This is a genomic window from Burkholderia sp. 572 (assembly GCF_040545135.1).
Lineage (GTDB): Bacteria > Pseudomonadota > Gammaproteobacteria > Burkholderiales > Burkholderiaceae > Burkholderia > Burkholderia cepacia.
The window spans coordinates 77717-89309 of the sequence record NZ_JBEPLH010000028.1 but is presented as its reverse complement, the minus strand read 5'-3'; the positions used below and the strand labels follow the sequence as shown (position 1 = coordinate 89309).

The window sequence follows — 11593 nt, the reverse complement described above, 5'->3', positions numbered from 1 at the left end:
CCGAGATCGATTCCTAACGTGACCGAGTTCATGGCAGCCTCCATGGGTGGTAGCGCCACTACGATAGAAGAAGCGGGTGGACCATACCATTAGTTGCAGATGCCCTGTTTGATGGGCGACGTCTTCGGACACTGACCGTCGTCGACAATTACACACAGGAATGCCTGGCCATCGAGGTCGGCCAGAGTCTGAAGGGGGGAACACGTGGTCGAAGCGCTGACGCGTATCACCGCCATGCGCGGGTACCTTGCCACGGTCAAGGTCGACAACGGCAGCGAGTTCATCTCGAAGGCAATGGATCGCTGGGCCTATGAACACGGCGTTGAACGGGGGTTCGGCCGACCGGGCACACCAACTGACAACGCCAATGTCGAAAGCTTTAACGAACACTTCCGCGCAGAAATGCCTGAACGTGCATTGGTTCTTTTCATTGGCCGACACGCGGAGCAAAATCGACGACTGGCGAACCTACTATTACGAGGTTCGTCCCCACTCCGCATTACAGTGGATGACGCCTGCCGAATTCTCCCGTCAGGCAAGGAAATCCGTCTCGCCCGATCACTCAATCAAGCCGGAAATCTCTACTTCCGAACGAGAATAATTCTGATTCTGGATTAGAGGGGGAAAATACGGAAGTAGCTTTCCATTCCTTCTTCATTGTCTGGCGTCGCGATAGCGACGCAAATAGATACTGGTTCATCAATGAAATGAACCGCTGCTGGCTCGAATCGGTCATATTCGAAAACTGAAGAATGAGATGAAGTACTTCTTGTTGAAAATTGGCTGACATAATTCTCCGCTATTCAAGATATAGAGATGGTAAGGTTGCCACAGAGCACCGTTTAGATCTATTTGACTGGTCAAAAATATAACGAATTGTCGTTTCCGTTGAAGTAATTTTCCAGATTTTCGCGCATTCGATACGAAGCGAGGCATCAGCCATAGATCGGTAGTGCCAGAAAAAACTTGATCACTATCGCATTCGCGATGTCGATGAAGAACGCGCTGACCATCGGCACAACGACGAAAGTCATGTGTGATGGCCCGAAGCGCGCGGTCACCGCCTGCATATTCGCAATCGCGCTGGGTGTCGCGCCGAGCCCGAAGCCGCAATGACCGGCCGCGAGCACGGCGGCATCGTAGTTTCTCCCCATCAAGCGGAACGTCACGAAGATTGAATAGACCACCATCAACACGACTTGCCCACCGAGCAGCGTGAGCATCGGCAGCACGAGCGACGCGAGCTCCCATAACCGCAGAGTCATCAGCGCCATCACAAGGAACAACGACAGGCTGACGTTGCCTAGCAGCGCGACGTGTTCAGAGACGCACCAGCGGATCAGCGCGAGACCGTTGCGCAACGGCACGCCGACAAACAGTACACACACGAAGGTCGGTAGCTCGAAAACCGTGCCGCGGATCAGCGATTCGAGCGCCGTGCCCCGACAGCGCGATCGCGAGCAGCGCGAGGGTGTTGATGAACGCCGACGGCGTCATCGACTGCAGTTCCTTCGGATGCTCGAAGCTACCGATGTCGCCGGCGGTGACTTGCAGCGCATGCGGTGCCGTGACGCCGGGTGTTGCCAGGTTGCGCGCCAGCAGATTCGCGATCGGGCCACCGAGCAGGCAAGCCAACACGAGTCCGAAGGTTGCGCACGCGATCGCGACTTCGGTTGCCGACTGCAGGCCATGATGTTCGCTGAATACCTTGCTACACGCGGCGCCTGTGCCATGCCCGCCCGACAGCGTGACCGACCCGGCCAGCAGCCTGAGTAGCGAGTCGAGGCCGATCGCTTTCGCGAGCTCAATGCCGATCGCATCCTGCAGGATCAGCAGGCCCGACACAACAAGCAGGAAGCGCACCAGAATCGGGCCGCTAGACTTGAGGCTCGACAGTTTCGCGTTGAGGCCGATCGATGCAAAGAACGCGAGCAACAGTGGCGTTTGCATCGCCGTGCCGAAACGAACTTCGACGCCGCTGACACCACGCAGCGCGGTGAGCACCAACGCGACGATCAGCCCGCCCGCGACAGCCTCTGGGATCGTGTAGGCACGGAGCAGGCCGATGCGTGTGACTAGCCATTGACCAAGCAGCAAATCGAGAGACGCCGCGACGAGTGTGCCGTAGGTGTCGATTTGCATGAGCGTATCCAGATCATTCAGTGATGCGATATTATCCGCGAACATTACCACCACGAAATGGCGGCATGCAATTATTCACAAGTGCTTTCTCGCTCGCTTCATGGTGCGGTGCAAAATTAGAAGCGCTGTTGTCGTACTGGAACGATGTGCTTTCGTACACGGATGGCAGTCGCAAGACGCTTTCCTGTTTACAATCGTCCGCAGATTATCCGAGAAATTTTCTTTCCTTTTCCATCGCTCTTCCGGAAGAGATAGGCGCATGCCGACACGATTCCTTGGGTGGCGGCCAGAAAGTCTAGTCCTTACCGTGTAACGGTCGGTCGTACGAGCTTTTTTCTTTAACCGGACCAACGCGCAGGTCCATTCGTGGGAATCCGCCATGCCTCACATCGTCGAAATAGTTGGCGCGGTCATCTTCGGTCTTGCGCTGCTGCATACGTTCCTCGCAAAGCGCTTCGAAGTGCTCGCGCATCGCCACCCGCGCCACGCGGGGCTGTTCCACTTCCTCGGCGAGGTCGAGGTAGTATTCGGCTTCTGGGCGCTCGTGCTGCTGATCGCGATAACTGTGTTCGCTGGCCCGAAGCTCGCGCTTGATTATGCGGAGTCGCGCGAATTCGCCGAGCCGCTGTTCGTGTTCACGATCATGGTAATCGCCGCGAGCAAGCCGATCCTCGACGCCGTCACGGATCTCGTGCTGCGGATTGCCCGCGTGATTCCTGTTGATACGACCGTGGCCGTGGTCTGGCTGTCGCTGACATTGATTCCGCTGCTCGGGTCGCTCATCACCGAGCCGGCTGCAATGACGCTCGCCGCACTGATCCTGCGCGGCCGGTTGTTCCGAACGCCGATCGCGGAACGCTGGAAGTACCTCGCGCTTGGCGTGCTGTTCGTCAATGTGTCGATCGGCGGTACGCTGACGGCTTACGCGGCGCCGCCCGTGTTGATGGTTGCATCCGCGTGGGGTTGGGACAGCACGTTCATGGCGGCGCAGTTCGGCTGGAAGGCCGTGGTGGCGGTAGTGGTCAACGCGACGGTACTGACGGCGCTGATGCGCGGCGCGCTCGCCAAGGCCCCGGCAGCCGCCGGGGACGCGGGCGGCGTGCAGGTGCCGGCCGGGGTGACGCTGATCCATCTTGGCTTCCTGGTCGGTGTCGTGCTCGGCGCACATCATCCTGTCGTGTTCATCGGCTTGCTGCTGTTCTTCCTCGGCTTCACGGCCGCGTACGAGCGTTACCAGTCGCCGCTGATGCTGCGCGAGAGTCTGCTCGTCGCGTTCTTCCTCGGCGGGCTCGTTGTGCTCGGCGGGCTACAGCAGTGGTGGCTGCAACCGATCGTCAGTTCGATGGATGCCTATGCGCTGTATGCGGGCGCGCTCGGCCTGACCGCCGTCATGGACAACGCGGCGATCACCTATCTCGGCTCGTTGATCACGGGCATGCCGGACGAGGCGAAGTACATGCTCGTAGCCGGAGCGGTGGCTGGCGGCGGGCTGACGGTGATCGCCAATGCACCGAACCCGGCCGGCCTCGCCATCGTTCGTAGCGGCTTCGAGGACGAATCGGTGAGTGTGATCGGGTTGCTTGCGGCGACCATTGTGCCGACCTGCGTCGCGTCTGCCGCGTTGTTGCTCCTCTGAAGCGCATCATCCTGATCCGAAGGCGAGCGCGGGACGGTGGCTTGAGAATCGCTTTCATCAGCGTTCAGTTTTCGTTGACTGGTGGGCGGTCACGCTTTCGCACGCGGCTCCGATCTTCTGAATGTGCGCGACAACCTGCGGCACTTGTTGATTGCGACGACGTCAATGTAGCTTCGTGGCGGCGACCTCAAGAAAGCCCGCCAGTTTTACCGAGGCCTTCGGTTTTATCAATTACTGGGTATCCGGCACAAATTTACACGGGCGTATCGTCCGCAGACCAACGGTAAGGCTGAGCGTTTCATCCAATCGGCCTTGCGCGAGTGGGCATACGCCTGGACATACCAAAGCTCCGCCCACCGCAGCGATGCCTTGGCAAGCTGGCAGCATCACTACAACTGGCATCGTGCCCACAGCGCCATCGGAGGAATTGCGCCGATGGCCAGACTTCCCGCGTCGAGAAACAACCTCTTGACGCTTCACAGCTAGTCCCGGCAGATAGGCGACGAGTATGCCTTCAGCGCGGGCGACGGCCACTGGGAGCGCGCCGATGGTGGAGGGTTGGTTGGCGATGAACAGGAGTCGGCCGTGAGTCTTGAGTTCAGCGATGAGGGCACGCGGCTTGGCTGCGTCGTTGGGTAGTGCCTTTTTGTACAGACGTTCGCCGTTTCGATCGAGTGCGACGGCGTGATGCTGGCCTATACCGATATCGACGCCGACGAAGACAGCGACTGCATCACATTGTTGTGTGTCTTGCATCGCAGTTTGCGCAGAGTGAACGGATTGGCCTGCAACAACGGTGGCAAGTCACGGCATCCACGTTCCGGACGGTGTCGGGATATCCCGGCCGGACCCCTATCAGCGATCACCAGGCACCCACCAGGCCCGGCCCCCTCCCGGGATCACGACTGCGACTGGGGGCGGGAATCATGCCGGGCTTGGCTGGCCAAAACCCCGATTATCGAGACGGGAAAATAGTAATGGGCTCTTGCCCGCAGCCTCCGCGTTACCAGCCGACAGCATCCAGCCGGCGTCATCGACATACGTTGGTTCGGCCGGCTCTCGGTCTCGGGTGTTCATCGCGCACGGTCATGACGAAGCTGACCCTACCCGAATCTCACGTACATCAGGGAGTGACGTTTCGCCAGTCGGATCGAGCCAAGCACCTCCATCAGATGTGCTTGAACGACTTGTCGTCGAAGCTCCTCGCGGCACTTCGCCATGACAAATGCCCCAAAACGTCAGACCGGAGAAATCCGACTTTGAAGGTGCAGTTCATCATGAGATTTTTGAGTTGATATTCTAAACGATATAAATTGAAATTGACATGTAAGCAAAATGTAATATATCGTCGAGTTTCCCAAATAACTGGAGACAAGTCAAATGCCAATAGCCAAGAATTCTCGCAAAACCTTTCGTTGGTCCGCTGTTGTCACAATGTCAGTATTCGCGGCTCTGATTGGATCGGCGTGGGCCAATACGCTGCCGACGCAGCAAAAGCAGGCGCTCATGCCGCGCGTGCCGCAGAATCTGCCAGTCTCGCCGGAACAGGCCGCGTACAACCTGCCGCTCAGCGAGCAGGACCGCACTGCATTGACTAAGCCGTTGCAACAATTGCAGCCGGCCAAGCGCAGCAAACGCAGCGCACCAGGTGCAGATTGTCGCGACATGTCAGTGATGACTCAGTATCGCGGCACAGCACTGGCCGACTACATCGCGAATCTTCCCGATTACGAATGCCACTACGGTCTGTTCTCAGTCGACCAAACGTTGGCCGCGCGGGTTTTTAATGCCGAAAATGTAAATGCCGTCGCGAATCGTTTCGTGCGAGAGGTATATCGATATGATGCGAGCAATTTGATATTGGCAAATTTGTTGATTTATCTGCGTTCCGCTTATTACCAATATGATGTATCAGGCATCGCCAACCCGATTCCGAATCTTGCGGTGTCGCTGCGTCCGTATATCAAGCGAAGCCTCGACGGTGATGCACTATATCGTGAGAATTCGCGTGCACCGAGCACCGCGAACGAATTGATGAAGCTCATCACGAACATGAAGGACGAGGCATACTATCTGCCGACGCTGATGAACCGCGTTGCGCTCTATACGTCGAGCGCGACGAATCCGCAGGCAGCGGCGCCGCTGCTGCAGCGGAGTGCGGCAGATGGCTTCACCGGTTTGCTGACGGTGTTCTTCTACGCGCATCAGCGCAGCGACGCGCAGCAGATGCTCGACAGCGATGCGACACTGCCGGAGACGCTCAATCGCTTCGCCGCGGCGAACCGCGCGAGCCTTTCGAACACGAGCGCCGCCTACCAGCTAGCCGACGCGACGCGCGAAGCATTTCGCTTTCTCCGCTATCCGACACAGAAGCCGCGGGTGAAGAGGATGGTCCAGGACATGCTCGCTTCGACGAGTATGACGGGCGCGGACAGCGATCAGTGGCTCACGGCGGCTGAAGCGGCCGACTATGACGATCCTGGCAACTGCGCGGACTACGGCACTTGCGACTACAAGAGGCGGCTGACCGACGCGGTACTCACGCATCGTTACGCGTGTAGCACGAGCGTGCGTATTCTCGCACAGGACATGACGGTGCCGCAGCTGCAGTCAGTATGCGCGGCGGTCGCGCAGCAGGGCGATTACTTCCATCGGATGATGAAGACCGGACGCAAGCCGGTTGTGGGCGATCGCAACGACACGATCGAGCTTGTCGTCTTCGATGACTACGCGAACTATCGCAAGTATGCTTCGGCAATTTACGGAGTCAGCACGGACAACGGCGGCATCTATCTCGAAGGTGATCCGACTGTGCCCGGCAATCAGGCGCGATTCGTCGCTCACGAGGCATCGTGGCTGCGACCAGATTTCAAGGTGTGGAATCTCGAGCACGAGTTTACACATTACCTTGACGGTCGCTACAATTTGGCGGGCGACTTCGTATCGAGCACCGCGAAGCCGACTGTCTGGTGGATCGAGGGAGCTGCCGAATATCTGTCTAGAAAGAACGGCAACCAGGAATCGATCGACGCCGCGCAGACGGGTGCATACCGGTTCTCGGATGTGCTCGAGACGCGTTACTCCTCGAGCGACTACGTCGCGCGTGCATATCGATGGAGTTACATGGCGACGCGCTTCATGTTCGAGCGCCATCGCGCCGATGTCGACACAATCGTGTCACGCTTCCGTGCTGGCGATTACGACGGTTACGAGAACTATGTCGCGTACATCGGTCGCCGCTACGACAGAGAATTCGCCGATTGGGCACGCAACGCAACGACGGCAGGTGAGCCCCCGCTGCCGACGGTGAGATAAGCAAGCGCGGTCGCGTGAATGCAAGTGTGGAGCGACATAGGCGCGTCTCACGCGGCCGGCACCGCACGCCATCGGCCTGGCGTATCAATCAATCACTTAGAAGGGCTTGGTCGGCAAGTACTTCCCGTCGAACGTGACCACAGCGCGTAAGCCGCCTTCCGGATCTTCGACCTTCTTTACGTCGAGCTTGAAGTTGATCGCGCTGATGATGCCGTCGCCGAATTTCTCGTGAACGAGCGCCTTCAGCGTCGTGCCGTAAACCTGGATCATCTCGTAGAAGCGACAGATGGTCGGGTCTGTCGGCACTCGCTCTTCAATGCAGCCACGCAGCGGGATGGCTTGCAACAGCAGCATCGCGTCCTCCTCGAGACCGAGCTTGTCGGCGACAACGCGGGCGGCGTTGGCCGGCAGCGCATGCTGGCCGAGCAGCGCGGCAGTGACGAATGCTTCGCTCAGGTTTGTGCCTTCGGCGAGTTGAGCGAACGACAGGTTCTTGCGCACCTTTGCTTCGATGAGGGTTTCGGAAAGGACTTGACGGGTGGTTTGGCTAAGTTGGGACTGAATCATTGAGATACCTCGTTAGGTTGAGAAGAAAAGATCAGGCAGTGATATGGCGCTGGCCAAGGGGCGCGCAGACTCCGGGATGGTCCGCGAGAGAAGCGAACTGTCTGGTCGCACCGTCGTACGCGTCGATACGGCCGGACTCTATGTCATAGACCCATCCGTGCAGTGCGAGGCGCCCTTCTTCGAGCGCGAGACGAACGGACGGATGAGTGCTGATGTTCGCCAGCTGCGCGATCACGTTCTCGCGGCCCATCGAGTCGAGTCGATCGTGCTCGCTCTGGTGCGTGCGTGCCCCGTTCGCGACACGCGCGGAATCGGCGTAGCGCAGCCAGTGGCCAACGGCCGGCAGGTGCTCCATGCACTGGCAGGTCGCAATCGCGGTCATCGCACCGAGATCGGAGTGTCCGCAGATCACGACGTCTGACACGCGCAAAGCGGCGACCGCATATTCGACGGATGCCGATACACCGCCCGGCTCCGGGCCATACGACGGAACGATGTTGCCGCATTCCGGACTACGAACAGATCGCCCGGTTCGCGCTGCGTGACGAGTTCGGGCACGAGCCGGCTGTCCGAACAGGAGATGAACAACGCGCGCGGATTCTGCTGGTTGGCGAGACCCTTGAACAGACCGGCGCGTTCGGGAAAGGCTTCACGCTGGAATTTGAGAAAGCCTTCGATGATGTCCTGCATGGTATGTCCTCCGTGTTGATTGGCGACTCAATGGAGCGAAGATTACGCCTCGCTTTCAATTGGATAAAGGACTGATTTTTATCGAGTCCATAAGACAGACTTATAGGAATGGACATGCTGCTGCGACACATCCGCTACTTTTTGGCCGTGGCCGAACACCGCAGCTTCACGCGCGCCGCGAATGCCCTATACGTTTCGCAGCCCGCACTGTCGCAACAGATTCGGCAACTGGAAGAGACACTCGGTGCGCAGTTATTCGACCGGACGGGACGCGTGACGCGACTGACGGATGCAGGCGCAGTGTATTCCCGCTATGCGCGGCAGGCGTTGCACGATCTGGAGGAGGGGCATCGTGCCATCCACGACGTTCACGATCTGAGCCGCGGCTCGCTGCGGATCGCGGTCACGCCGACGTTTGCAACCTATCTCGTCGGGCCGCTCGTCGAGGACTACCACAGTCGCTATCCGGAGATCGCACTCTCATTGAAGGAGATGTCGCAGGAGCGCATGGAGACGTTGCTTGTCGACGACGAACTGGACGTCGGTATCGCGTTTGAGGACGTGAGCGCCGCGGATATCGACGTGCAAAAATTGCTGGTGGAGACGCTCGCGCTGGTCGTGAACCGGGAGCACGCGTTCGCGAAAATGCACTCGGTAGGCCTGCTCACGCTGAACGATGTGTCGCTGGTACTGCTCACTGCCGAGTTTGTGACACGCGGGCAGATCGATCGCTATTGCCGGCAGCACGACGTTCGGCCACGCGTGCTAATGGAGTCGAACTCCCTGAGCACCGTGATCGAGATCGTGCGGCGCACGAACCTAGCGACGCTGCTACCGGCGAAGATTGCCGGTGACGAAGGTGATCTGGTCTCGATTGCGTTAGAACCATCGCCGCTGCGCAGAACGGCGGTTCTGCTGCAGCGCAAGGGCGCGTACCGGACAGCGGCGGCATTGGCATTTGTCGAATTGGCGCTTGTGCACGGAGCGGCGAAGGTTGTGCGTGGGGGGTGACGGGGATGCGGTTTTGTTGCATCCTCGCTCGCCTTTAGGCCTGAGCCCTACCCACAAGTTACGAACCTGAATTAGAGATGCGGAACATCTCAGTGATTTCGTGCAAGACGCGGAAGCCATCGCCAGATGGTAGTGGCGCCGGGCGGTGGATCATGGCGACAATTCAGGTAGCCGCCAAGGGTGGCAATCGGTCGTATCGTCTGGTGCAGCGACGGCACCGAGTCCGGTGGCCTGAGCCAACGAGATACGCAAGCTGGCGAGCACGTTTTTCGCCCAGGCAGAGGCCGACCACCGTTTCAAGTCCTGAAGGCTTTCATTGATCAGCATCGCGACATCTTCGGGGCGAGCTGATCAGCAAGATCTTGCGGATTGCCCCGTCGGGCTGCCGACGCTTTGCGATCCATCGAAGCGCTGTGCTCACGCAAAATGCAATGAGCTTTTGCAACCGGGGATCAGGCGTATTTCGCCGGCCAACATGCAAGGCTACGGAGTGCCGAAGGTCTGTAAACGGATGAACCGGGAAGGCATTGCAGTGGCACGCTGCTCGATCGGACGGTTGATGAACCTGCAGGGTTTGCGCGGCGCAGTTCGCGGTAGGCGAGGTCGCACAAGGATTTCCGATGCGATCGCATCATGCCTACTCGACCGAGTCAACGGCAGTTCAAGGCCGACTGGTCGAACCAGTTCTGGGTGTTGGATTTTGCGTATGTCTCGACATGGCAAGGCTGACTGTATGTGGCATTCGTGATCCACGTGTTCACGTGTCGTATCGCTGGCTGGCGCGTCAGATCGTCGATGACCGCGGACTTTGTTCTGGACGCACTCGACTGGGCGCTGTACGCGCACCAACCGGTTGAATCCGCCGAATACGTCCGCATTCGCTACAACGAGCAGCCGGCCGAGGCTGGCATCGAGCCGTTGGTCAGCAGTCGAGGCGACAGCTACGCCAGCGCGCTGGCTGAAACGATCAACAGCCTGTATAAGACGGAACTGATTCATCCGCGCGCCCCGTGGAAAACGAGGGAATCCGTCGAACTGGCGACGCTGGAATGGGTGGCCTGGTACAGCCATCATCGGCTGATGGAACCGCTCGGCTATATCCCGCCCGCTGAGGCTGAGGCAAACTCCTACAGGCAACTCAGAAATGCCGCTGACGTGCCTGCATTAACTTAAACCAACCAGCCTCCACGATTCCCGGTGCGGTTCAATCAGGTGTCGCACGAGACTATCTATCGGAGCCTCTACATCCAGGCCCGTGGTGCGCTGAAAAGAGAGCTGTTGGAACACCTGCGCCGTTCTCGGGCCATGCGTCGATCGCGTCAACACACACTGAAGACCGAGGACCGCACGAACATCCGCGATGCCATATCAATCAGTGAACGCCCGGGCACAGCCGAGGATCGAGCCATACCCGGGCACTGGGAAGGCGATCTGCTGTTCGGCAACGCCAACAGTCAGATTGCAACACTCGTCGAACGCCAGACCCGGTTCGTGATGTTGGTAAAGATTGCCAGCAAGGACTCTGAGGCTGTCGTCAATGCTCTGATAAGACACGCCGGCAAGCTTCCACAGGAATTGGATAAATCGCTGACGTGGGATCGGGGCACGGAGATGGCTGGCCACAAGCGCTTCACTGTCGCGACGGACATCAAGGTCTACTTCTGCGATCCCCTGCATCCCTGGCAACGCGGCACGAACAATAACACGAATGGGCTTCTGAGACAGTACCTCCCAAAAGGAACGGACCTCTCTGCCTACTCGCAAGCCAAGCTTAACGCCATTGCCCGGTGGCTCAACGAACGTCCACGCAAAACACTAAACTTCGATACACCGGCTGAACGATTCCATCAAGCTGTTGCATCGACCGGTTGAATCCGCCGAGCGCTTCGTACTTCCGCTGAGCGATCCCGCAGCAGGATCTGGCGGCTCCGGTCACACGTTCGAGCATCCAAGCGCTGCTCGAAGCCATCGCGTGTCAGCTTGACGATGTCGACGTCAAGATGCTCGGTCGCGTCGAGCAGCACCGCGCCGTCATCTCCAGACGTGTCAGGCGTCGGCCGCGTCGCCGCGACGACCTTGATTGCGGAATTGCCTGAACTGGGCCATCTCAATCGGCGCCAAATCTGCGCCCTTGTTGGCGTGGCACTCTATGCCAAGGATTCTGGTTCCATCAGAGGTCGTAGGCGCATCGCCGGCGGGCGCTTCGAGCCATTTAGATTCTCGCGATCAGAG

4 protein-coding genes, 8 pseudogenes and 1 other annotated feature are annotated in these 11593 nt (G+C 58.8%); of the genes and pseudogenes, 8 read left to right on the top strand and 4 right to left on the bottom strand.

All coding sequences use genetic code 11. The annotated features are described in order from the left end of the window. Positions 1-77: 77 nt before the first annotated feature. Positions 78-601 (top strand): annotated as a pseudogene (locus tag ABIC51_RS35415) (integrase core domain-containing protein); the annotation flags it as partial. Between the two features lie 334 nt (positions 602-935). On the opposite strand, the pseudogene gltS reads toward ABIC51_RS35415, so the two are convergent. Continuing rightward, positions 936-2142 (bottom strand): annotated as a pseudogene (gene gltS / locus ABIC51_RS35405) (sodium/glutamate symporter). Between the two features lie 379 nt (positions 2143-2521). Here gltS and ABIC51_RS35400 point away from each other — a divergent pair. Then, complete coding sequence (locus tag ABIC51_RS35400) at positions 2522-3778, top strand: putative Na+/H+ antiporter (protein WP_354006938.1); 1257 nt, start codon at positions 2522-2524, stop codon at positions 3776-3778. Between the two features lie 219 nt (positions 3779-3997). Next, a pseudogene (locus ABIC51_RS35395) lies at positions 3998-4264 on the top strand (integrase core domain-containing protein); the annotation flags it as partial. Here the strand turns inward: ABIC51_RS35395 and ABIC51_RS35390 are convergent. Beyond that, a pseudogene (locus tag ABIC51_RS35390) lies at positions 4250-4534 on the bottom strand (IS110 family transposase); the annotation flags it as partial. The pseudogenes ABIC51_RS35395 and ABIC51_RS35390 overlap by 15 nt on opposite strands. A 624-nt stretch (positions 4535-5158) precedes the next feature. Here ABIC51_RS35390 and ABIC51_RS35385 point away from each other — a divergent pair. Continuing rightward, positions 5159-7093 (top strand): collagenase, encoded by a 1935-nt coding sequence (locus ABIC51_RS35385; RefSeq protein ID WP_354006937.1) that lies wholly within the window; start codon positions 5159-5161, stop codon positions 7091-7093. Positions 7094-7189: 96 nt separating this feature from the next. On the opposite strand, the gene cynS is transcribed toward ABIC51_RS35385, so the two are convergent. Both cynS and ABIC51_RS35375 read right to left on the bottom strand, forming a co-directional pair. After that, the gene (gene cynS / locus ABIC51_RS35380) at positions 7190-7660 is read right to left on the bottom strand and encodes a cyanase (protein WP_354006936.1); all 471 of its coding nucleotides are present in this window, start codon (positions 7658-7660) and stop codon (positions 7190-7192) included. A gap of 31 nt (positions 7661-7691) precedes the next feature. After that, positions 7692-8350 (bottom strand): annotated as a pseudogene (locus ABIC51_RS35375) (carbonic anhydrase). 114 nt (positions 8351-8464) lie between these two features. Between ABIC51_RS35375 and cynR the strand changes: the two are divergent. The 4 genes and pseudogenes from cynR to ABIC51_RS40955 all read left to right on the top strand — a co-directional run. Beyond that, positions 8465-9361 (top strand): transcriptional regulator CynR, encoded by an 897-nt coding sequence (cynR, locus tag ABIC51_RS35370; protein WP_354006935.1) that lies wholly within the window; start codon positions 8465-8467, stop codon positions 9359-9361. Positions 9362-9596: 235 nt separating this feature from the next. Beyond that, positions 9597-10534 (top strand): annotated as a pseudogene (locus tag ABIC51_RS35365) (IS3 family transposase); the annotation flags it as partial. Beyond that, positions 9623-9738 (top strand) — a sequence feature (AL1L pseudoknot). Its footprint overlaps the pseudogene before it by 116 nt. 39 nt (positions 10535-10573) lie before the next feature. After that, positions 10574-11233 (top strand): annotated as a pseudogene (locus ABIC51_RS35360) (IS30 family transposase); the annotation flags it as partial. Beyond that, a pseudogene (locus ABIC51_RS40955) lies at positions 11214-11569 on the top strand (transposase); the annotation flags it as partial. The pseudogenes ABIC51_RS35360 and ABIC51_RS40955, both read left to right, overlap by 20 nt. Positions 11570-11593: the final 24 nt, after the last annotated feature.

Bases quoted from the DNA above. Each gene is read 5' to 3' on its own strand.
- ABIC51_RS35400 (WP_354006938.1), top strand. From the start codon at position 2,522: ATGCCTCACATCGTCGAAATAGTTGGCGCGGTCATCTTCGGTCTTGCG.
- ABIC51_RS35385 (WP_354006937.1), top strand. From the start codon at position 5,159: ATGCCAATAGCCAAGAATTCTCGCAAAACCTTTCGTTGGTCCGCTGTT.
- cynS (WP_354006936.1), bottom strand. From the start codon at position 7,660: ATGATTCAGTCCCAACTTAGCCAAACCACCCGTCAAGTCCTTTCCGAA.
- cynR (WP_354006935.1), top strand. From the start codon at position 8,465: ATGCTGCTGCGACACATCCGCTACTTTTTGGCCGTGGCCGAACACCGC.